The organism is Agromyces atrinae (genome assembly GCF_013407835.1).
GTDB classification, from domain to species: Bacteria; Actinomycetota; Actinomycetes; order Actinomycetales; family Microbacteriaceae; genus Agromyces; species Agromyces atrinae.
Genome location: NZ_JACCBI010000001.1, coordinates 1796880 through 1818996, shown reverse-complemented (window position 1 = coordinate 1818996; position 22117 = coordinate 1796880). Strand labels below are relative to the sequence as shown.

20 protein-coding genes are annotated in these 22117 nt (G+C 68.2%); 13 read left to right on the top strand and 7 right to left on the bottom strand.

The features are described from left to right. A complete protein-coding gene (locus BJ972_RS08645; RefSeq protein ID WP_241830760.1) occupies positions 1-1701 on the bottom strand; it encodes a DHA2 family efflux MFS transporter permease subunit in 1701 nt (566 codons plus the stop codon). A 178-nt stretch (positions 1702-1879) separates the two neighbouring features. Then, complete coding sequence (locus BJ972_RS08640) at positions 1880-2719, bottom strand: carbohydrate kinase family protein (RefSeq protein WP_129173830.1); 840 nt, start codon at positions 2717-2719, stop codon at positions 1880-1882. Between the two features lie 269 nt (positions 2720-2988). Between BJ972_RS08640 and rplJ the strand changes: the two genes are divergently transcribed. From rplJ to BJ972_RS08625, 3 genes are all read left to right on the top strand, one after another. Continuing rightward, positions 2989-3504: a 50S ribosomal protein L10 gene (gene rplJ / locus BJ972_RS08635; protein WP_129173832.1), complete on the top strand. Its 516-nt coding sequence runs from the start codon at positions 2989-2991 to the stop codon at positions 3502-3504. A gap of 49 nt (positions 3505-3553) precedes the next feature. Continuing rightward, positions 3554-3940, top strand: coding sequence for a 50S ribosomal protein L7/L12 (gene rplL, locus BJ972_RS08630; protein ID WP_129173834.1), 387 nt, complete (start codon positions 3554-3556; stop codon positions 3938-3940). 143 nt (positions 3941-4083) lie between these two features. Next, entirely contained in the window at positions 4084-5124 is a 1041-nt protein-coding gene (locus tag BJ972_RS08625) for a phosphotransferase enzyme family protein (protein ID WP_129173836.1), read from the top strand. On the opposite strand, the gene BJ972_RS08620 is transcribed toward BJ972_RS08625, so the two are convergent. Next, on the bottom strand, positions 5072-5506 hold the full coding sequence (locus BJ972_RS08620; protein WP_129173838.1) for a DUF805 domain-containing protein: 435 nt from the start codon (positions 5504-5506) through the stop codon (positions 5072-5074). The two genes, BJ972_RS08625 and BJ972_RS08620, sit on opposite strands and share 53 nt — an antisense overlap. Positions 5507-5659: 153 nt before the next feature. Here BJ972_RS08620 and BJ972_RS08615 point away from each other — a divergent pair, with 153 nt between their 5' ends. Together BJ972_RS08615 and BJ972_RS08610 are read left to right on the top strand one after the other, a co-directional pair. Next, on the top strand, positions 5660-6145 hold the full coding sequence (locus BJ972_RS08615; protein ID WP_179419937.1) for a MarR family winged helix-turn-helix transcriptional regulator: 486 nt from the start codon (positions 5660-5662) through the stop codon (positions 6143-6145). After that, entirely contained in the window at positions 6142-7374 is a 1233-nt protein-coding gene (locus BJ972_RS08610) for an MFS transporter (protein ID WP_129173840.1), read from the top strand. The genes BJ972_RS08615 and BJ972_RS08610 overlap by 4 nt, the downstream gene beginning before the upstream one ends. 115 nt (positions 7375-7489) lie before the next feature. Here BJ972_RS08610 and BJ972_RS08605 read toward each other — a convergent pair whose 3' ends face one another. After that, a complete protein-coding gene (locus tag BJ972_RS08605; RefSeq protein ID WP_129173842.1) occupies positions 7490-8497 on the bottom strand; it encodes a LacI family DNA-binding transcriptional regulator in 1008 nt (335 codons plus the stop codon). Between the two features lie 288 nt (positions 8498-8785). Here BJ972_RS08605 and BJ972_RS08600 point away from each other — a divergent pair, with 288 nt between their 5' ends. The 3 genes from BJ972_RS08600 to BJ972_RS08590 all read left to right on the top strand — a co-directional run bounded on the left by BJ972_RS08600 (position 8786) and on the right by BJ972_RS08590 (position 12484). Beyond that, positions 8786-10099: an ABC transporter substrate-binding protein gene (locus BJ972_RS08600; RefSeq protein ID WP_129173844.1), complete on the top strand. Its 1314-nt coding sequence runs from the start codon at positions 8786-8788 to the stop codon at positions 10097-10099. Positions 10100-10220: 121 nt separating this feature from the next. Then, the gene (locus tag BJ972_RS08595; RefSeq protein WP_129173846.1) at positions 10221-11510 is read left to right on the top strand and encodes a carbohydrate ABC transporter permease; all 1290 of its coding nucleotides are present in this window, start codon (positions 10221-10223) and stop codon (positions 11508-11510) included. Next, positions 11510-12484 carry a carbohydrate ABC transporter permease gene (locus tag BJ972_RS08590; RefSeq protein WP_129173847.1) on the top strand — a complete coding sequence of 325 codons (975 nt, stop codon included), beginning with the start codon at positions 11510-11512 and terminating at the stop codon, positions 12482-12484. The genes BJ972_RS08595 and BJ972_RS08590 overlap by 1 nt, the downstream gene beginning before the upstream one ends. Positions 12485-12652: 168 nt before the next feature. On the opposite strand, the gene BJ972_RS08585 is transcribed toward BJ972_RS08590, so the two are convergent. After that, positions 12653-13486, bottom strand: a complete 834-nt coding sequence (locus BJ972_RS08585) for a DUF559 domain-containing protein (RefSeq protein ID WP_129173849.1) — start codon at positions 13484-13486, stop codon at positions 12653-12655. A gap of 286 nt (positions 13487-13772) precedes the next feature. Between BJ972_RS08585 and BJ972_RS08580 the strand changes: the two genes are divergently transcribed. Continuing rightward, positions 13773-15653 carry an ABC transporter ATP-binding protein gene (locus BJ972_RS08580; protein ID WP_129174060.1) on the top strand — a complete coding sequence of 627 codons (1881 nt, stop codon included), beginning with the start codon at positions 13773-13775 and terminating at the stop codon, positions 15651-15653. A 223-nt stretch (positions 15654-15876) separates the two neighbouring features. Here BJ972_RS08580 and BJ972_RS08575 read toward each other — a convergent pair whose 3' ends face one another. Both BJ972_RS08575 and BJ972_RS08570 read right to left on the bottom strand, forming a co-directional pair. Next, positions 15877-16551, bottom strand: coding sequence for a DUF305 domain-containing protein (locus tag BJ972_RS08575; RefSeq protein ID WP_129173851.1), 675 nt, complete (start codon positions 16549-16551; stop codon positions 15877-15879). Positions 16552-16560: 9 nt separating this feature from the next. Continuing rightward, positions 16561-17196: a DUF3105 domain-containing protein gene (locus tag BJ972_RS08570; RefSeq protein ID WP_241830762.1), complete on the bottom strand. Its 636-nt coding sequence runs from the start codon at positions 17194-17196 to the stop codon at positions 16561-16563. Positions 17197-17458: 262 nt separating this feature from the next. Here BJ972_RS08570 and BJ972_RS08565 point away from each other — a divergent pair, with 262 nt between their 5' ends. The 4 genes from BJ972_RS08565 (at position 17459) to BJ972_RS08550 (ending at position 22101) form a co-directional block, all read left to right on the top strand. Next, positions 17459-18823 (top strand): cystathionine beta-synthase, encoded by a 1365-nt coding sequence (locus BJ972_RS08565; RefSeq protein ID WP_129173856.1) that lies wholly within the window; start codon positions 17459-17461, stop codon positions 18821-18823. 62 nt (positions 18824-18885) lie between these two features. Next, complete coding sequence (locus tag BJ972_RS08560; protein ID WP_129173858.1) at positions 18886-20043, top strand: cystathionine gamma-synthase; 1158 nt, start codon at positions 18886-18888, stop codon at positions 20041-20043. A gap of 79 nt (positions 20044-20122) precedes the next feature. After that, positions 20123-21415 carry an APC family permease gene (locus BJ972_RS08555; protein ID WP_241830763.1) on the top strand — a complete coding sequence of 431 codons (1293 nt, stop codon included), beginning with the start codon at positions 20123-20125 and terminating at the stop codon, positions 21413-21415. Continuing rightward, positions 21412-22101 carry a cyclase family protein gene (locus BJ972_RS08550; RefSeq protein ID WP_129173860.1) on the top strand — a complete coding sequence of 230 codons (690 nt, stop codon included), beginning with the start codon at positions 21412-21414 and terminating at the stop codon, positions 22099-22101. The genes BJ972_RS08555 and BJ972_RS08550 overlap by 4 nt, the downstream gene beginning before the upstream one ends. The last annotated feature ends 16 nt before the right edge of the window (positions 22102-22117 follow it).

Genomic DNA, 22117 nt, shown 5'->3' with positions numbered 1-22117 from the left:
CTACGAACGCCCGTCGCCCGGGTTGCGCCCGAAGGTGGGGACGGAACCCGTCAGGGGGATGCCGACGCTCCCTTCGGCGACCTCGACGAGGTTCTCGGCACCGTCTTCGACGATCTCCTCGCGCGGGGTGTCGCCCTCGGCCTTCGCGCGCTCGACGGCGTTGAGCGTGCCGAGTTGGGCGTTCGGCAGGAAGACGACGGCCAGCAGCGTGACGATCGCGAGGGGGACGGCGGCGAGGAAGACCGCGCCGACACCCGTGCCGTACGCCGACTCGACGACGACGCGGAGGAAGTCGGGAAGCTGGGAGATCTGTGGGATCGCACCGCCGGCGAGCGCCTTGGCGGCCTCGGCCTGCTGCTCGGGGGGAAGCCCGCCGATGCCCGACGTGATGTTCTCGGCGACGACCGTTCCGAGGATCGAGCCCATGACCGAGACGCCGACCGTTCCGCCGAGGCTGCGGAAGAAGGTCACGGCGCTCGTGGCGACGCCGAGGTTCTTCAGCTCGACCTTGTTCTGCACGACGATGACGAGGTTCTGCATGAGCATGCCGACGCCGGCTCCGAGCACGAACATCGAGATCCCGACGTAGAGGAACGGCGTGTCGTAGTGCAGGCGGCTGAGGAGGAACGAGCCGGCGATCATCAGCACGCTGCCGATGACGACGTACATCTTCCACTTCCCGCGGCGGCTCACGAGGTTGCCGATGACGGTCGACGCGATGAGCAGACCGGCCATCATGGGGATCGTGAGGAGGCCCGACTCGGTGGGGGTCGCGCCACGGGCGAGCTGCATGTACTGGCTGAGGAAGACCGCGGTACCGAACATCGCGACACCGACCGAGACGCTCGCGACGACCGCGAGGGTGAAGGTGCGGTCGCGGAACAGACCGAGGGGAATGAGGGGCTCCTTGGCCTTCATCTCGGCGACGATCGCGAGGGCGAGCAGCACGACGGCGCCGCCGACCATGAGGTAGGTCGTGAGCGAGTTCCAGTCAAACTGGCTGCCCGCGAGGCTCACCCAGATGAGCAGCAGCGAGACGCCGCTCGAGATGAGCACGATGCCGAAGTAGTCGATCGAGACCTTGCGCTTGGGCTTCGCGGGAAGGTGCAGCGTGCGCTGCAGGAGCACGAGTGCGACGACGGCGATCGGCAGGCCCACGAAGAAGTTCCACCGCCATCCGAGCGAGTCGGTGATGACGCCGCCGAGCAGCGGGCCGCCGACGGTCGCGACGGCCATGACGGCGCCGAAGAGGCCCGCGTACTTGCCGCGCTCGCGCGGGCTGAGGATATCGGCCATGACGATCTGGCTGAGGGCGCCGAGGCCACCCGCACCGATGCCCTGGAACACGCGCATCGTGATGAGGGAGGCGGGGTCCTGCGCGAATCCGGCGATCGCCGAGCTCACGACGAAGATCACGAGCGCGAGCTGCAGCAGGAGCTTGCGGTTCATGAGGTCGGCGAGCTTGCCCCAGATGGGAGTCGAGACGGTCGTCGCGAGGAGGGTCGCCGTGACGACCCACGTGAAGGCGCTCTGGTCGCCCTTGAGGTCGCTGATGATGAGGGGCAGTGAGGTGCCCACGACGGTCGTCGCGAGCATGGAGACGAACATGCCGAGGAGGAGGCCGGAGAGGGCCTGCATCACCTGGCGGTGGGTCATGCCGGACTCGGTGAGCCCGGGAGCGGAAGCGGTAGAGCGTGACATCGGCGGGGATACTCCTGATTAGTTGACGACGATCAACTATATGTAACTAGTTGCTCTTCGTCAACTATTCCCGCCCTGCGCTCTCCTCCCCTCGTCTCGGCGTCACGTTTGTGCTCTTCGATGCCGGTGAGGAGCACAAACGTGACGCCGAGACTGCTTGTCGGTGGGGGAGGGCGCATCAGGCGAGGGAGGGGTGCAGGTGGTGGGTTGTGAGGGCGCCGGCGGCCGAGACGGATGCCGCGGACAGCGCTTCGTCGATCGCGGCGCCGCGGAGGGTCGCGACGAGGAAACCTGCGAAGAAGGCGTCACCCGCGCCATTGGTGTCGACGACCTCGACGGGAGTCGCCCGCACCTCGTGCCATCCGTCGGCGTCGAGTGCGACGGCGCCCTCGGCGCCGAGCGTGCAGACGACCGTCGTGGCGCCGTTCGCGACGAGGCGTCGCATGAGCGCGCGGTGATCATCGGTGCCGTCGGCGTTCAGGAAGATGCGGGCGGCGGCTTGGGCGAACGGCGCGTGGAACTCGCTCGCGCCGTCGTAGTCGTGGAGGTCGGTCCAGATCTCGACCCCCGAGCGGACCGCCGTCGGTAGCAGGGCCCGCGAGCGTTCGGAGAGGTCGAGCACGGCGGCGCTCGCCGAGGCGAGGGATGCCTCGACGCGGGGGTCGATCTCGCCCGAGGCGTCAGCCGTGTCGAGGTAGAGCGACACCCGCTCTCCGGCCGGGGTCATGAGGTTCAGGTGGCGTTCGGTCGTGCCGCGGCGCTCGGCGATGAGCTCGACGCCGACGGCCTCGAGCCGGCTGCCGACACGCTCGCCCGCGTCATCCGTGCCGAGGATCGTGTGCAGCACGACGGGAACCGCTGCGGCGGCGAGATTCAGGGCCTTGCCCGCTGACGTGCCGCCGATGGTCTCGACGTGCGATGTCGCGAACTGCATGTGCGGGCGGGGTTCGGGGAGGTGGTCGAGGTAGACGATCTGGTTCCAGGAGGCCGGGCCGCTGATGAAGACATGGTCGCTCATGGCGTGAGTCTTCCACGCGAGGCGACGCGATTTGGCGTCATCCACAGGTTCGGCTACTCTGATCGAAGCCAAAGACCGCCGGTCATCCGTGTGCGCGAAAGCGAACACCGATCGAAGCAGTGCGAAAGCACGGGCCCGCGCAGGTGTGAAGAAGTCTTCCTGAGAAATCAGATCGAGCTCCGAGCGCTTGCGCCGGAGCTTTTTTCATGTCCGGATGTCGGCGGCTGTGTACCGCCACCGTGGTGCACAAGAAGACATAAGGAGTGGCTATGGCGAACAAGGAAGCCACGGTTGCCGAGCTCTCGGAGAAGTTCGAGACGTCGACTGCCGTTCTGCTGACCGAATACCGCGGCCTCACTGTTGCGAAGCTCAAGGAGCTCCGCAAGTCCATCAGTGCAGACGCGAGCTACGCCGTGGTGAAGAACACGCTGACCAAGATCGCGGCCAACAAGGCCGGGATCACCGCTTTCGACGACGCCCTCGCGGGCCCCTCGGCGATCGCATTCGTGCACGGTGACCCTGTCGCCGTCGCGAAGGAGCTGCGCACCTTCGCCAAGGCGAACCCCCTCCTCGTGGTCAAGGGCGGCTATTTCGATGGCAAGCCCCTGACCGCTGAAGAGGTAGGCAAGCTCGCCGACCTCGAGTCCCGTGAAGTGCTCCTGGCGAAGCTCGCCGGTGCATTCAAGGCCTCGCTGTTCGGAGCCGCATATCTGTTCAACGCACCGCTGTCGAAGGCCGTTCGCACGGTCGACGCGCTGCGTGAGAAGCAGGAGTCCGCTGCGTAGGCGAGAGCCTCTCTAGCGGTGAGTAGACAGAAAAACTAAGGAGAAAATCATGGCAAAGCTTTCCACTGAAGAACTGCTCGAGCAGTTCAAGGGCCTCACCCTCATCGAGCTCTCGGAGTTCGTCAAGGCGTTCGAGGAGACCTTCGAGGTCACCGCCGCTGCTCCGGTCGCCGTTGCCGGCCCCGCTGCCGCTGGTGGCGCCGCTGCTGAAGAGGTCGAGGAGAAGGACTCCTTCGACGTCGTCCTCGAGGCTGCTGGTGACAAGAAGATCCAGGTCATCAAGGTCGTCCGCGAGCTCACCTCGCTCGGCCTCGGCGAGGCCAAGGCTGTCGTCGATGGCGCCCCCAAGGCTGTCATCGAAGGCGCCAACAAGGAGACCGCCGACAAGGCCAAGGCTGCCCTCGAAGAGGCCGGCGCCACCGTCACCCTCAAGTAGTCGGGCCCCTCACGGGGACCTTCTGAGGCGGCGTGGCACCCGTCGCGGCTTCGGCCGTGACGAGCCCGAACGCATCATCCGAGAGCGTCGCACCCTACGGGGTGCGGCGCTCTCGCGCGTTTAAACCGATACGAAGGAATCCCATGCTTCCCCTCTCAGAAATAGCCCGACTGCGTGCCACCGTCGACACCGAGTGGCGGAGTCCCGTCGCCGATGCGGTCGGCGTGACATGGAGCATCGCTCCGGGTCGCTCCCGCTGGTGGCGATCGAGCGCGAGTCACGTCTTCGTGGTTCCCGGCTCCGAGACCGAGCCGCGGCGCTACCTGCGCTTCGTGCCGACGGGCACTCCGCAGGCGCTCGCCCTCGCGCAGGGCGCGAGCCAGCTCGTCGAGTGGGCGGATGACGGCCTCGGCGCCGTGCGTCCTCTCGTGTCGATCGACGGCACGCTCACCCCGACGGTGACGACGTCGCTCGGCGAGATGATCGCCATGCTCGTCGACGAGGTGCCCGGCGAGGAGGTCGACGCCGACGATCTCGACGAAGCCCGTGCGCGCGAGTGGGGCGCGGCGCTCGCCCGGGTCCACCTGTCGCCCTCGACGGGCGCCGATCGGCCGGTATCCCGATCGGCCGGCATCCTCGACGATCCCGTCCACGATGCCGTCGTCGCACTGCAGTCCGCGGTCGACGAGCTCACTCTCGCCGATGCGCCTCGGGGTGCCGTGCACGGCGACTTCGAACTCGACAACGTTCGCTTCGACGCGTCGGGCGTGACGTTCTTCGACGCCGACGACTCGGGGTCGGATCTTCTCGCGGTCGACATCGCGCACGCCCTCCGCGACATCGACGGTGGGGCCCTCGGCGCAGAGACGTCGCCGTCGCTCGTGGCGGCGTTCTTCGCGGGCTACGACGCCGTGCGCCCGCGCACGCAGACAGAGCGAGGCCACGAGCGATTCTTCTCGCTCGTGGCCTCGGCTCGGTTCGTCTGTCGGTTGCCTGATGCGCTCGATGCCCGCGGCGACGACGGCTCAGCGTCGTGGCTGCGGGATCTCCGCGGCGACCTCGATGCTCACTTCGACTGGCATGCGGCGCGGATCGTCTCCGAGGCACCGGCCGCCATCGAGGCGCTGCGTGTTACTTGTCGAAGCGCGCCCCAGCCGGGTCGGAGGGCAGAAGGAAGAAGATGAGCACGATGATGCCGCCGACGAAGGGGATCAGTCCGAGGAAGTAGAACGCGCCCGACTTGTTCGTGTCGTGCAGGCGGCGCCAGGCGAGCGCGAGCCACGGCACGATCGTCGCGAGCACCCACAGGCTGTAGGGGAGGAACCCGGCTCCGTAGACGATCTCGGGGATGCCGGATGCATTCGTGAGCACGGTGACGCCGCCCGTGGCGCCGGCGACGCCGTACAGCACGCCGCTGATGATGAAGTTGGCGAGGAACCACCACCAGAACTCGCTGCGGCTCGCGCGGCCCGAGAAGGTGGCGTACTTCTTGAAGAACCTCGTGAAGGCCTGTCCGAAGGAGGCTCCGTAGAGCGGGGCCGAGAGAGGTGCGGTGGTGCTGGTCATGGTGAATCTCCATCTGTCGTCGGTAGGGCGACACCCCCGGTGATGCCGATGTCGTGTTCCACATCATGCCGTCAACTCGACCCTGAGTGTTAGATGTGAGTCGATAGTGTCGCGGCGTGTCACTTATATAGCCAAGCTATGTATAGTTGACACATGCCCCTTCTTCATGAAACGGGCACCGTCGTGCCTCCGAGCGAACTCGCCGACACCCTGGGTGCCCTCGTATCCGTAACCCACCGCCTCACGCGACTCGCCGCACGCGCGGCCGGCGGCACCGAGTCGCCCGCCGTCTGGCGAACCCTCAGCGTGCTGCGTGAGGCGGGGCCACTGCGCCTCGGTGAACTCGCCGAGTTCAGTCGCGTGAGCCAGCCCACGATGACGAAGATCGTCCGCTCGCTCGTCGAGCGCGAGTGGGTGCGCCGCATCGCCGATGTCACCGACGCGCGCGCCTGGCAGATCGACCTCGCCGAGAGAGGCTCGACCGCCCTCGACGGGTGGCGCGACCAACTCGGTCGGGCTCTGCTTCCCACCTTCGCCGACGTCGATGAAACGGATGCCGCCGTGCTGCGCCGCGCGACCGACATCCTCTCGGCCCGCCTCGAAGCGAGCCGCGTCCGCTCTGCCGAGGTGACCGCATGAGCGGCGCGTCCGGAACGATCCGCGCCGCCTTCCGCCAGCCGAAGTCCGTGTGGGCCGTCGCGTTCGCGTCGGTCATCGCGTTCATGGGAATCGGACTCGTCGACCCGATCCTGCCCGCGATCGCCGAGAGCCTCGAGGCGACGCCGACCGAGACCGAGATGCTCTTCACGAGCTACCTCCTCGTCACGGGTCTCGCGATGCTCGTCACGAGTTGGGTCTCGAGCCGCATCGGTGCGCGGCGCACGCTGCTCATCGGTCTCGCGATCATCGTCGTCTTCGCGACGGCGGCCGGCCTCTCGGGCAACGTCGAGTCGATCATCGGCTTCCGCGCCGGTTGGGGCCTCGGCAACGCGCTCTTCATCTCCACCGCTCTCGCGACGATCGTGGGGGCGGCGAGCGGAGGGCGCGGAGCCGCGATCGTGCTCTACGAAGCGGCACTCGGCCTCGGCATCGCGATCGGGCCGCTCCTCGGCGGGCTGCTCGGACACCTCTCGTGGCGCGGGCCGTTCTTCGGCACCGCCGCGCTCATGGCGATCGGATTCATCGCGATCGTCGTGCTGCTGCGAGACGACGGTCCCCGGCCCGAGCCGACGAAACTCTCCGCTCCGATCCGTGCCCTCCGCCAGCCCGCACTCGGCGTGCTCGCGGCGGCGGCCCTCTTCTACAACATCGGCTTCTTCGTGCTGCTCGCCTACTCGCCGTTCCCGCTCGGGTTCGACGTGCTCGGCCTCGGTTTCACGTTCTTCGGGTGGGGCATCGGGCTCGCCATCACCTCGGTGTTCGTCGCGCCCCTGCTCACCCGGTGGATGCCGCGCACGCGCGTACTCCAGATCGCCCTGCCGCTCCTCGCGGTCGATCTGCTCGCGGCCGGCCTGTTCATCGATGACGCGGCAGCGCTCGTCGTCTGCATCGTCGTCGGCGGACTCGTCCTCGGCGTGCTCAACACCGTGCTCACGGAGTGCGTCATGGAGGCGACCGACCTGCAACGCTCAGTCGCCTCGAGTGCGTACTCGTCGGTGCGTTTCCTCGGCGGCGCGATCGCACCGCCCGCCGCGGCCGAACTGGCCCACCTCATCGCGCCGTCCGCGCCCTACTACGCCGCTGCGGGAGCCGTGCTCGTCGCGCTCGTCATCATCGTGATCGGGCGCCGCGCCCTCGCTCGCGTCAACGGCCCCGACCTGGGCGCCCAGGCCGAGGCCGAGGCCCTCTCGGTCGCCGACGCCACCTGACCGTCATCCCCCCGCCGTCTTCTGAAGTCTCGGCGTCACGACACGCCGGTTACAGTCCCGTAATCCGGCGTGTCGTGACGCCGAGACGGAGGGCGGGGGATGACGCGGGTGGGGCTCAGCGGGCGGGGGCAGCGGTGCTCGAGCGCACGACGAGGCGTACGGGCATCGTGGTGTGCGGCGGCGGCACGGTGTCGTCGTGCGGATCGAGGAGCGTCATCGTCGTCGCGACCGCGGCGCGGCCCTGGTCGCCGGGGAACTGCTCGACGGTCGTGAGCCCGTACATCTCGGAGTACTCGTGCCCGTCGATCCCGATGACCGAGAGGTCGCGGGGGATCTCGAGGCCGAGCCGCTCGGCGGCGAGGAACACCCCGAACGCGATCTCGTCGCACGCTGCGAAGATTGCCGTCGGTCGCTGGCGCGGGTCGCCGAGCACCTGAAGGGCCGCGGTGTATCCGCCCGGCATCGACATCGCCGCGAGCGTCGTGGACCCGTCGATGCCGGCGTGCTCGAGAGCGGACCGATATCCGCGCCAGCGCTGGCCGTGCACGCTGAGCGGTTCGGTCGCGGCGTCCTCGCCGCCGATGTGCGCGATCGTGCGGTGCCCGAGGTGGATGAGGTGCTCGGTCGCGAGCCGCCCGGCTGCGACCTCGTCGATCGTGAGGGTCGTCGACCCGGGAATCCACCCGCCGATCGCGACGACGGGCTTGCCCTGCTCGATGAGCCGATCGGATTCGGGCTTCGTGAGCTCGACCGAGACGGCGATGATCGCGTCGACGCGCTTCCGGGCGAGGAAGAACTCGAAGATGCGGTCGCGCTCGGCGCCGCCGAAGGTGAGGTTGTAGAGCGTGAGGTCGTACTTCGCATCGAGCAGCGCCCTCTCCACGCCCTCGAGCACCTCGCCGAAGAACCAGCGGTTCACGAACGGGATGATGACGCCGATCGACTGCGTGCGCCCGGTCACGAGACTCGCGGCATTGGGGGACGCGATGTACCCGATCTTCGTGGCCGCGGCCGTGACCCGCAGGCGTGTCTCGTCGGAGACGTAGCCCCGGCCACTGAGGGCCCGAGAGGCTGTGGCCTTCGAGACGCCCGCGAGTCGCGCGACGTCGGCGATTGCCGGCATACAGCCTCCCTTCGTTGGGTAGGCAGCCGCCGTCAGCGGCTGCGCAGTGCCGAGTGTACTGCGAGATGCCGCTCTTATGGAACCGTTCTCATGCTCGTCGGTCTGCCGCGGGCCGCGCGTGGGGTGGAGCGCTCTCACGCAATGAACAGGCTGCTCATATGAGCGGGGAGTGGTAGTGATCGATTCGTGATGTTCGGCGGTTGTGCACCTCTGAGCGCGTGCCGTAACGTGGCGGCTGGAACCGGTTCCCCAGTTCCCACACAGCATCACACTCAATGAGGAGGAGCAATGCGCTCAGACGTTCATCGTCGGATCACCTTGCCGCTGGCCGTACTCGCCGCCGCGGGACTGGTTCTGACGGCCTGCGCAGGCGACACGCGAGGCGGAGGCGGCGAATCCGCCGGCGACAATGTCGTCACCGTCTACGGCACGATCGCCGACACCGAGGCCGAGCTGCTCGAAGAATCGTGGGCCGATTGGGCCGCCGAGAACGACATCGAGGTGCGCTACGAGGCATCGAAGGAATTCGAGTCGCAGATCGGCATCCGTGCCCAGGGCGGCAACCCGCCCGATGTCGCGATCATCCCGCAGCCCGGCATCATGGCCGACCTCGCCAAGCGCGGCTTCCTGAAGCCCGCACCCCAGAGCGTGCAGGACAACGTCGCCGAGGGCTGGTCGGAGGACTGGGCCGCCTACGGCACCGTCGACGGCACCCTCTACGGCGCGCCGCTCATGGCGAGCGTCAAGGGCTTCGTCTGGTACCAGCCGGCGAAGTTCGCCGAGTGGGGTGTCGAGGTTCCCACGACGTGGGATGAGCTCGTCACGCTCACGCAGACCATCCAGGAGAAGACGGGTGCGGCGCCCTGGTGCGCCGGCTTCGGCTCGGGCGACGCGACCGGCTGGCCGGGCACGGACTGGGTCGAGGACCTCGTCCTCCGCCAGCAGGGACCGGATGTCTACGACCAGTGGGTCACCAACGAGGTGCCCTTCACCGACCCGCGGATCGCCGAGGCGTTCGACGCCGTCGGCACGATCCTGCTCGACCCCGCGTACGTCAACGCGGGATTCGGTGACGTCAAGTCGATCAACTCGACCGAGTTCGGCGACGTCGCTCCGGCGCTCGTCGACGGAACCTGCGCCCTGCACCACCAGGCCTCGTTCTTCTCGGGCTTCATCGAGGACGCGGGCGGAACGGTCGCCGAAGACGGCGACGTCTGGGCCTTCGTGACGCCGGGTATCGAAGCGGGCAGCAACGCGGTGACGGGCGGCGGCGAGATCGTCGGAGCCTTCTCCGACGACGAGGCCACGCAGAAGTTCATCACCTACCTCTCGAGTGCCGAGTGGGCGAACAAGCGCGTCGAACTCGGTGGCGTGACGTCGGCGAACAAGGGTCTCGACCCGTCGCTCGCTTCGACGCCGATCCTCGAGCAGGCGATCTCGATCCTCCAGAACCCCGACACCACGTTCCGCTTCGACGCATCCGACCTCATGCCGGGCGCCGTCGGTGGTAACGCGTTCTTCAAGGGAATCGTGAACTGGGTCAACGGCGCACCGGTCGCCGATGTCACCACAGAGATCGAAGCGGCCTGGCCGTCTGAGTGATCCGAGAGCGGGTGGTGCCTCGAGCGAGGCACCACCCGCTCCTCTCTCCCCGTGACGAGTCGGGCCCCGCGGCCCGCTCCGATCACCCGACGAGTTCGACGTGGCACTCGAAAGGAAGCCGATGTCATCGACCACCCTCCGCGCTCAGGAGTCTCCGGGGTCAACCCGACCACCCCAACCCGACTCCGGTTGGCCGCCCACACCGAAGCTCGTTATCGGCGGCATCATCGCCGTCGCGGGCATCGCGCTCGTGCTGTACCTGGCCTACTTCTTCAACCTGACGCGTGTCCTCAACCTCGTCGGCGAATTCCACCCGTTCGTGCAGGTCGTCCTCGTCGTCGTCGGCTTCGTCGCCTTCGTCGCGGGAATGCTGTACCTCATCGACATCGCGCCGCGCTCGGGCAAGATCTACACGCTCGTGCGACTCGGCATCTGCGTGCTCGTGCCGTTCGCCGTGCTGCTCTTCCTCAACTCGTTCGAGTGGGCTGCAGCGGTCGGTGCCGTGCTCGGCGCCGGGCTCTTCCTCCTCGACTACCGGTCGCGGAAGGGCAAGGGCTATCTGATCCAGCTCGTCGGCTTCCTGCTGCCGGCCTTCCTGCTCCTCGTGATCGGACTCATCCTCCCGTCGATCCAGACGGTCGGAGCGTCGTTCATGAACTCGTCGGGCGAACGCTTCGTCGGCTTCGACAACTTCATCTGGGTCTTCACCCAGCCCGCCGCGATCCGCACCGTGCTGAACACGATCGTCTGGGTGCTCATCGCCCCCGCGGTCTCGACGGCCGTCGGCCTCGCGTACGCCGTCTTCATCGACAAGTCGCGCGGTGAGAAGTACTACAAGGTGCTCGTCTTCATGCCGATGGCGATCAGCTTCGTCGGCGCGTCGATCATCTGGCGCTTCATCTACGCCTACCGCGGCCCCGGCGAGACGCAGATCGGTCTGCTCAACCAGATCGTCGTGTGGTTCGGCGGCGAACCGCAGCAGTGGCTGCTCGACTCGCCCATGAACACGTTCTTCCTCATCGTCGTGCTCATCTGGGTGCAGACCGGTTTCGCCATGGTGATCCTGTCGGCCGCGATCAAGGGTGTTCCGACCGAGCAGCTCGAGGCGGCTGAGCTCGACGGCACGAACGCCTGGCAACGATTCATCAACGTCGTCGTCCCCGGCATCCGTTCGTCGCTCATCGTCGTGCTCACGACGATCTCGATCGCATCCCTCAAGGTCTTCGACATCGTGCGCACGATGACCGCCGGCAACAACGACACCTCGGTCATCGCGAACGAGATGTACACGCAGTTCAAGAACTTCGAGGGCGGCCGGAGTGCGGCCTTCGCCGTCATCCTGTTCCTGCTCGTGCTGCCGATCGTCATCTACAACGCGAGACAGATCAAGAAGCAAAGGGAGATCCGCTGATGAGCGAGGTAATGCCCGTCGAGGTCCCCGTCGACGAACAGACGAAGCGCCAGCTGCAGCGCGGAGAGCGCCGCATCGAGGCGACGGCTCGCAAGATGAAGCGCGGAGCCACGAGTAAGTGGGCCACGGTCGTCGCGATCATCATCGCCGCGCTCTGGACCGTGCCGACGTTCGGTCTCTTCGTCTCGTCGTTCCGCCCCGAGCAGCAGGTCAAGACGACCGGCTGGTGGACGTTCTTCGCCGACCCCGAGGTCACGCTCGACAACTACGTCGAGGTGCTGCAGTCGGGCAACTCGACGCTCGACCTCGCCGGGTCGTTCATCAACTCGATCGCCATCACGATCCCCGCGACGATCATTCCGCTGATCATCGCGTGCCTCGCGGCGTACGCCTTCGCGTGGATCGACTTCAAGGGCAAGAACTTCCTGTTCATCCTCGTGTTCGCGCTGCAGATCGTGCCGATCCAGATGGCCCTCGTGCCGCTGCTGTCGACGTTCTCGCGGGGCCTCACGATCTTCGGGGTGCCCGTCGGGTTCGGCCTCGACGCAAGCGGCGGCTACGCGCAGGTGTGGATCGCGCACTCGATGTTCGCCCTCCCGCTCGCGATCTTCCTGCTGCACAACTTCATCGCGGAGATCCCGGGCGAGGTCATCGAGGCGGCGCGCGTCGACGGCGCCGGGCACGGCGGGATCTTCTTCCGCATCGTGCTGCCGCTGTCGATGCCGGCGATCGCGTCGTTCGCGATCTTCCAGTTCCTCTGGGTCTGGAACGACCTGCTCGTGGCGCTCATCTTCGCCGACGGGCCCGTCGCGCCGATCACGAAACTGCTGGCCGAGATCACGGGAACACGCGGCAACGAGTGGCACCTCCTCACGGCCGGTGCGTTCGTGTCGATCATCATCCCGCTCATCGTGTTCTTCAGCCTCCAGCGCTTCTTCGTCCGCGGCCTCCTCGCCGGTTCGACCAAGGGCTAGAAGCATCGACGCCGGCATCCGTTCGCCCTCCGCGAGTGGATGCCGGCGTCTCTCTCATACTTCCTGCCCTGTTCGCAATTCAGGTGCGGAGGTGTGTCGTGGCCGTCCCTCACCACTTGCGCACGCAACACGCCGTGTGCTGACCTGAATAGCGACCATGACAGCGCGCTAGTGCGTGCGGATCGACCCGTCGAGGCTGGCGCGCACGGCGGCGATCACGATGTGCCACTCGTCGAGCACGAGGCGATAGCTGAATCGAAGGACGCGGTATCCCATCGCGGTAAGGAGCGCATCACGTCGCCGATCGGCTTCGTAGGAGTCGACGTGCTGGCGGCCATCCCACTCGATGACGAGCCAGTCGTCGATGACGAGATCGACCCTCCCGACACCGTTGATCTGCACCTGGTGCTTCCCCACGATCCCGACTCGCTCCAGTCGTTGGCGACCGATCGACTCGAGGTAGCTCTCACAGCCGCTCGAGAGGGTGCAGAGCTCGCGGAGAACATGGTCGGGCAGTGATGCGAGCCAGGCGTTCAGGTCGGCGGAGTGTGCGGGCTCGCGCTCGAGAAACGAGTCGAGGGCTGCGACAGCATCCTCGGGGCCGAGGCAACCGACGAGATGAGTCACCGTCTCGAACCTGCTGGTGATCAACCGAGGGCGGCCCGACGTGAGCGCCGAGCCCCAGTGGATGACGGCGGGCCGGCGTGGATGGCGGAGGCGAGACGCGTTCTCGGGAACGCAGACGTGCACCGCGTAATGTTCGGGCGTCGCCCAGCCGTAGTGCGCGGCCGCAGAGACACACGCGAGACGGCCGCCGATGTGTATCGCGGTGATGAGGTCGTCCGGCGTCGACGGGAGCGCATACCACCCGCGTCGAACACGGAGCACGTCGCCGCAGGCCGCAGCGATCGTGAGCTGTCGTGGTTCGATCCCCGCGCGCACGAGTTCACGGGTTTCGGCGACCCCGTCGAGGCGTGCGAGCGTCGGTAGGAGAAGAGGCATGACCAGACGCTCGCGGGCTTCCGGCCCGCGTCGCTCGTGGCGCAAGGATCGCTGTGGACTACCGGCTTCGACGTCGCGCTCGGGAGGGGGAGTGTCGGAGCGTCAACGGCCCGTCTCCTCGTTCGCAATTCAGGTCGGCACACGGCGTGTCGCAGTCGTGGCTGGGGAGTAGGGCCCTCGACACGCCTGCGCACCTGAATTGCGAACGGGGACAGGTGGAGGAGCAGGGGGCAGGGCAAGGAGGAAGGGAGTGAGGGTGGGGGCGGCGTAGGGTGAGCGCATGAGCATGACGAGGCCGCGCGGCGGGACGGGGGCCGGTCACCCGCCGGGCGTTCGGCGCATCGGCTCGGCCGACGAGGGCACGCAGCGAGCGCAGAACGCCGACGCGCCCTACATCCCGCATCTGCTCCGTCGCATCGGCGGCCTGTTCGCGCCGCACCGGGCGGCGCTCATCGTCACCGTCATCCTCGTGCTGATCGGTGCCGCGCTCGCCGTCATCCCCCCGCTGCTTACCCAACGGGCTTTCGACGACGGGCTCTTCCCGGTCGACGGCGGGGGTCCGAACCTCTCCGCGCTCGCGGTGATCGTCGGCCTCATGGTCGCGATCTTCCTCGTGAGCGCGGCACTCGGTGTGTGGCAGACCTGGCTCACGGCTCGCACCGGTAACCGGGTCATGGGGGCGCTCCGCGTGCGGCTCTTCTCGCACCTGCAGTCGATGGAGCTCTCGTTCTTCACACGCACGAAGACGGGCGTCATCCAGTCACGGCTGCAGAACGACGTCGGCGGCGTCGCGGGCGTGCTCACCAATACGGTCTCGAGCGTGCTCGGCAATACGGTCACGGTCATCGCGGCGTTCGTGGCCATGGTGCTGCTCAACTGGCAGCTCACGATCGTCGCCCTCGTGCTCATGCCGTTCATGGTCATCGCGCAGCGACGCGTCGGTCAGGTGCGTGCGCGCATCGCCGCGAAGACGCAGGAGTCGCTCTCGGAGATGACGGCGATCACGCAGGAGACGCTCTCGGTCTCGGGCATCCTGCTGTCGAAGAGCTTCACCCGCCAGCAGAGCGAGATCGCGCGCTACGCCGACGAGAACCGCACGCAGATCGACCTGCAGGTGCGCCAGCAGATGAGCGGCCAGTGGTTCTTCGCGATGGTGCAGATCTTCCTGTCGTCGATCCCCGCGATCGTCTACCTCGTCGCGGGATGGCTCATCGTGGGCGGGGCGACGGATGTCACGGCCGGCACGATCGTCGCCTTCACGACCGTTCAGGCGCGACTGCTCTTCCCTCTCCTCGGGCTCATGCGCGTCGCGCTCGACCTGCAGACGTCGACGGCCCTCTTCGCCCGCATCTTCGAGTACCTCGACCTGAAGCCCGCGATCACGGATCGCCCGGGTGCGACGCCGCTCGCCGAGCTTCCGTCGACGGGGCCGCTCGTCGCGTTCGACGGGGTCACGTTCCGCTATCCCGACCAGGCGGATGACTCGCGCCCGACTCTCGACTCGGTGTCGTTCGAGATCGAGGCGGGGCAGTTCGCCGCGTTCGTCGGGCCGAGCGGGGCGGGCAAGACGACCGTCTCGTACCTCGTGCCGCGTCTGTACGAGGCGTCGGACGGGCGGGTGCTCGTCGCCGGGCGCGACGTCCGCGACGTGACGCAGGAGTCGCTCATGGCGCACATCGGCATCGTGAGTCAGGAGACGTACCTCTTCCACGCGACGATCGCCGAGAACCTGCGGTACGCGCGGCCCGAGGCGACGGATGCCGAGCTCGAGACGGCTGCCCGCCAGGCGAACATCCACGACACGATCGCGTCGTTCCCCGACGGGTACGCAACGGTCGTCGGCGAACGCGGATACCGGCTCTCGGGCGGCGAGAAGCAGCGCATCGCGATCGCGCGCGTGCTGCTGAAGGACCCGCCGCTGCTCGTGCTCGACGAGGCGACGAGTGCGCTCGACACGATCTCGGAGCGCATCGTGCAGGAGGCGCTCGACGACGCCGCGCGCGGGCGTACGACGATCGCCATCGCTCACCGACTCTCGACCGTCGTCGATGCGGACGTCATCTTCGTCGTCGATCACGGACGTATCGTCGAGCGCGGCACGCACGCGAGCCTTCTCGAGGCCGACGGCGTCTACGCCTCCCTCTTCCGCCAGCAGTCCGAGCGCTAGCCCCGCGCGCCCGCCCCCGCGCTCGCGCTCGCCCGGCCCGCGTCATCCGCCTGCGCCCCACCTGACCCCCGCTCGCCTCGGTGACTTGCCAGAAATGGCCCGTGTGAGACCCTCCGCACGGGCCATGTGTGGCAACTCGCGAGTCGCAGAGGGCGCGTAGTGGGGACGTGCGTGCAGGCGAGGGAAAGCCTGGGGTGGCGCAGAGCGCGAGCGGCGTCGCGGCTCAGGTGCGATCGGCGAGCATCGACTCCATGAGCGAGATCTCGGCGGTCTGACTCGTGACGATGCCGTTCGCGAGGGTGAGGAGCGGTACGTTGTGCGCCCGGTCGAGAGCGGCCTCGGCCATCTCGACGGCGCCCTTGTGGTGGGCGATCATGAGCTCGAGGAACAGGATCTCGGCATCGACACCCGTCGAGGCGCGCAGCTCGTTCATCTGCTCGGGCGTCGCGAGGCCGGGCATGGGGTCTCCGGGCTGGTGGCCCTCGTCGGAGTGCGCGTGCGTCGCGCCGTCGACGGGAACCGTCATCCACGTCATCGCGGGCTCGCTGCCCGCTTGCGAGAGGCCCCACTGGCTGAGCCAGCCGTACAGCTGGCCCGCCTGCTGCGCCTGCGTCGTCGCGATGTCGTAGGCGAGCAGCCGCACGTCGTCGCTGTCGCTCAGGTCGCGGATGATCATCGCCATCTCGACGCCCTGCAGGTGGTGCACCTGCATGTCGCGCGAGAAGCCCGCGTCGGCGCTCGTGTCGCTCGGGGTGCCGAGCGAGGCGACGGTCAGGCGTCCGATCGAGAAGGCGACGAGGGCCGCGACCACGACCGCGATGATCGCGACGATCGCGATGACGGCACGCGAACGCGGCGGGCGCGCAGGAGAAGCGGGCCCTTCATCGACGTCGGTCATTGCGGGAACCTAGGACACCTTGCCGGGGGCGTCGAGCGCTCCCGAGCAGAGGGCGCCGGGCTCGGGCACCTTGTCGCTCTTCCAGTACTCCTCGAAGAACTGCTCGAAGCGCTCGTCGGAGGCCGACTCGAGCTGCAGCTGCGAGTTCCAGCCGCTGATCACGATGGGCGAGGGCAGGCCCTCGAAGGGCGAGAGGATGACGTAGGTGGAGGGGAGCTTCTCCTTGATGATCGCGAGCTCGTCGTCGCTGATCGAGGGGTCGTAGGTGACCCAGAGCGCTCCGTGCTCGAGCGAGTGGACGGCGTTCTCGTTCGGGACGGGCTCGGTGTAGACGCCGCAGTTCAGCCACGTCGGGTTGTGCTCGCCGCCCGCCGGGGGCGTCTGCGGGTAGGTCACGGGAGTCGTCACGTGGTTCGAACCGTTGTCGAAGAGCTCGACGCCGTCGATCTCGGCGCCGGCGCTACCGGCCGAGTAGGTCGCCGGGCGCGGCATGAGGAAGACCGAGCCGGCGACGAGACCGAGGACGGCCACACCACCGACGATGCCGGCCCACAGGCCGATACGCTTGTTGCGCTTCGCCTTGGCCTCGCGCTTCTTGTACTCCTCGAGCTTCGCGGCGCGCTGTGCTGCGCGCTGCTGCTTCACGGTCAAGTTCGCGGAAGGGTCCGGTCGCGCCATCAGGGGCCTCTCGTGCAGGGATTGGGGGAGGGTCTCCTCTATGCAAGCGCATGAGACGAGATCGGGATTCCTCCAGTCTCCCATTCACAGTCAGCTGTCAGACAGATTATGGCGGCGCGGGCGGCTAGGCTGGGCGCATGCTCCTGCGCGCCGCCTGTTGTCGTCACTGACGACCCACCCCATCGGCTCCGGCGCACCGCAGCGCTGCACAGACCCACAAGGAACAGGCATGCACTACGCAGAAACCATCGTCGACCTCGTCGGCAACACCCCGCTCGTCAAGCTCAGCCGCGTCACCGAGGGCATCGAAGCCACGGTGCTCGTGAAGCTCGAGTACTTCAACCCCGGTGGTTCGTCGAAGGACCGCATCGCGACGCGCATCATCGATGCCGCCGAACGCGAGGGCAAGCTGAAGCCGGGCGGCACGATCGTCGAACCCACCTCGGGCAACACGGGTGTCGGTCTCGCGCTCGTCGCGCAGCAGCGCGGCTACCGCTGCGTCTTCGTCTGCCCCGACAAGGTCGGCGAAGACAAGCGCAACGTGCTCACGGCCTACGGTGCCGAGGTCGTCGTGACCCCGACGGCCGTCGCCCCCGAGAGCCCCGAGTCGTACTACTCGGTCTCCGACCGGCTCGCCGCCGAGATCCCGGGCGCCTTCAAGCCCAACCAGTACTCGAACCCCAACGGCCCGCTCAGCCACTACGAGTCGACCGGCCCCGAGATCTGGCGCGACACCGACGGGCGCATCACGCACTTCGTCGCGGGCGTCGGCACGGGCGGAACGATCTCGGGCACGGGCCGCTACCTCCGCGAGGTGTCGAACGACTCGGTGCGCATCATCGGCGCCGACCCCGTCGGTTCGGTCTACTCGGGCGGCACGGGTCGCCCGTACCTCGTCGAGGGCGTCGGAGAAGACTTCTGGCCCGAGGCCTACAACCCGGCGATCCCGCACGAGATCATCGCCGTCACCGACGCCGAGTCGTTCGACATGACGCGACGCCTCGCCCGCGAAGAGGGAATCCTCGTCGGCGGATCGAGCGGCATGGCCGTCGTCGCCGCGCTCAAGGCCGCGGCTTCGGCCGGCCCCGACGACGTCTTCGTCGTGCTCCTTCCCGACGGCGGCCGAGGCTACCTCGGCAAGATCTTCAACGACAAATGGCTGCGCGCCTACGGCTTCACCAACTCGCCGTCGGGTCACACGGTCGCGAACATCCTCGCGGCGAAGGCCGACCGCACGGCGCCCCTCGTCTACGCGCACCCGAACGACACCGTGCGCGAGGCCATCGACACGATGACGCGCACGAACGTCTCGCAGGTGCTCGTGCTCACGGCCGAACCGCCCGTCGTGCTCGGCGAGGTGCTCGGTTCGGTGCAGGAGGAGCAGCTCATGGAGCTCGTCTTCTCGGGTCAGGCCGAACTCACCGACAAGATCTCGTCGGTCGTCGGACCGGCCTTCCCGCTCATCGGCGTCGGCGAGCCCGTCGCCTCGGCGCGCTCGGCGCTCGGCGACGCGTCGGCGCTCCTCGTCACCGATGGCGGAAGCGCGCTCGGCGTCATCACGCGAGCCGACCTGCTGAGCTACCTGAGCGGTTGAGAGCGAGAGACGCCGCGCGCGTCATCCGCACCTCTCGTACCGCTCGTGAATAGGACACCCCCATGACTCACTCTGAGAACTTCGACACGCTCGCCATCCACGCCGGTCAGGCGTTCGACCCCACGACGGGCGCCGTCATCCCGCCCGTGCACCTCACGACGACCTATGTGCAGGACGGCATCGGCGGCCTCCGCGGCGGCTACGAGTACTCGCGCGGCGGCAACCCGACGCGCACGGCGCTCGAGACGCAGCTCGCCGCGATCGAGCACGGCGAATCGGCCCTGTCGTTCGCGTCGGGTCTCGCGGCGGAAGACGCACTGCTGCGTGCGGTGCTGACTCCGGGTGACCACGTCATCATCGGCAACGACGTCTACGGCGGCACGCACCGACTCATCCGCCGCATCCACGGTGCGTGGGGCATCGAGCACTCGACGGTCGACACGAGCGACCTCGACGCCGTGCGGGCGGCCGTTCGACCCGAGACGAAGGTGCTGTGGGTCGAGACGCCGTCGAACCCGCTCATGAAGATCAGCGACGTCGCCGCTCTCGTCGAGCTCGGTCACGCGGCCGGTCTCGTCGTCGTGGTCGACAACACGTTCGCGTCGCCCGCGCTGCAGCAGCCCATCAAGCTCGGTGCCGACGTCGTCATCCACTCGACGACGAAGTACCTCGGCGGCCACTCCGACGTCGTCGGCGGAGCCGCGGTCTTCGCGCCCGGTCGTGCCGAGCTCGCCGAGAAGGTGCAGTTCATCCAGTTCGCCGCGGGCGCCGTGTCGGGGCCGTTCGACGCGTTCCTCACGACGCGCGGCATCAAGACCCTCGCGCTCCGCATGCAGCGGCACTCGTCGAACGCGCAGGCGATCGCGGAGGCCGTCGTCGGCCACGCGGCCGTCTCGCGCGTGCTCTACCCGGGCCTGCCGACGCACCCCGGCCACGACCTCGCGGCTCGGCAGATGTCGGGCTTCGGCGGCATGATCTCGCTCGATCTCGTCGGCGGGGAGGCCGCGGCGCGTCGCTTCGCGGAGTCGATGACGTTCTTCCAGCTCGCCGAGTCGCTCGGCGGCGTCGAGTCGCTCGTGAACTACCCGTCCGAGATGACGCACGCGTCGGTGCGCGGCACCGAGGCCGAGGTGCCCGTGTCGATCGTGCGCCTCTCGGTCGGCATCGAAGACGTGGCGGACCTCACGGGCGACGTGCTCGAGGCGCTCGACCGCCTCTGAGCTCGCGTTGGCAGAAAATCACTGAGGGTTGGCTTTCTGCCAGCTACGGTCGGCCGTCGCCGAACGCCAGAGTAGGGGAGTGACCTCGACAGACCCCCGCCTCCCGATCGCGGATGACGCGAGCGCGCCGCCGCGCGGTCGGCTCGGGCTCGGACAGGGCACGGCGCTCTACATCGCGAGCGTGCTCGGCACGGGCCTCCTCGTGCTGCCCGGTCTCGCCGCGGCCGTCGCGGGGCCGGCCTCGATCGTCGCCGTGCTCGCGGTCGCGGTGCTCTCGATCCCGCTCGCGGGAACGTTTGCCGCGCTCGCGTCGCGCTTCCCCGATGCGGGCGGGGTCACGAGCTACGTGCGGCGCGCGATCGGCGACACCGCGGCCCGGATGACGGGCTACTGGTTCTCCATCGGCGTCTGTGCCGGGGCGCCCGTCGTCGCGGTGCTCGGCGGCGAGTACGTCACGGCGATCCTCGGGGTCGACCGTGCCGCCGTGCCGATCATCTCGGCCGTCATCTTCCTCCCGCCCTTCCTTGCCAACTTCTTCGGCGTGCGCGTCGCCGGGTGGATGCAGTTCGTGCTCACGGGCCTCCTCCTCGCGGTCGTCATCGGCGTCGTCTCGGTCGCGCTCCCCGCGGCCGACGCCCGGAACTTCGAACCCTTCCTGCCGCACGGCTGGCTCGGCGTCGGCGCCGCCATCAGCCTCTTCGTGTGGGCGTTCGCCGGCTGGGAGGTCGGCACGCACATCGCCGGCGAGTTCCGGAACCCGCGCCGCACGATCCCCCTCGCGACGGGCATCGCCCTCCTCGTCACGAGCGCCGGTTATCTCGCGCTCCAGGTCGCGACCGTAGGCGTTCTCGGCGAGGGCGCCGGCGACGGAGTCGTGCCGCTCCTCGAACTCGTCGAACGCACGGCGCCCGGCGTCGGCCCCGTCCTCGTCGGCACGGTCGCCGCGATCGTCTCGGTCGGTGTGCTGAACGCGTACTTCCCGGCCTTCGCGAAGCTCGGTGCTTCCCTCGGGCGCGACGGCGACCTGCCGCGCTGGTTCGCCCGCGGCGTCGAACCGGGCCGCGTGCCGCGGCGTGCGCTCGCGGCGACGTTCGCGCTGACCCTCGTCTACTTCGCCGTGATGATCGCCACGGGCCTCGAGCTCGCGCCGTTCATCCTCGTGCATACGAGCAGCATGGTGGCGATCTATGCCCTGGGAATGGTCGCTGCCGTCATCCTTCTGCGCACCTACTCGTTCGGCTGGTGGCTCGCCGTCATCGCGACGGTGCTCACCGCGGGCCTCCTCGTGCTCGCGGGCGGTAATCTTCTCGTCCCGGCGGTCCTCGCCGTGGCCTCCCTCCTCGTCACTCTCGTTCGAAGGGTTCGTGCATGACCGATCACACCTCACCCCGTTCCGCGGATCGTCGCCTCGTCGACCTCAGCCACCCGATCCGCGCGGGCCTCGTGACCTACCCCGGTCTGCCCGCACCGCGCATCACGCCGCACCTCACGCGCGAGGCGTCGCGCTCGGCGTATGCACCCGGCACGGAGTTCGCGATGGACGTCATCGAGATGATCGGCAATACCGGCACCTACATCGACAGCCCGTTCCACCGGTACGCCGACGGCGGCGATCTCGCGAGTCTCTCGCTCGAGACGCTCGTCGGCCTCCGCGCCGAGGTATTCCACCTGACGGATGCCGCGGAGCGCGGCATTCCGGCCGAGGCATTCGCCGGTCGCGAGCTCGCGGGCTCCGCCGTGCTGCTGCACACCGGGTGGGACCGGCACTTCGGCGCGCCCGAGTACCGCACGGGCTCGCCGTTCCTCACCGAGGCCGGCGCGCAGCACCTCGTCGACGCGGGTGTGACGCTCGTCGGCATCGACGCGCTCAACATCGACGACACCGAGAGCGGAGGAGAGCGTCCCGCGCACACCCTTCTGCTCGCCGCGGGCATCCACGTCGTCGAGCACCTCACGAACCTCGGCGAGGTCCCGGCCGAGGGCGCACGGTTCACGGCCGTGCCGCCACGAGTCGAAGGCTTCGGCACCTTCCCCGTGCGGGCCTTCGCCGAACTGTGAGGTGAGGGGACTGCGG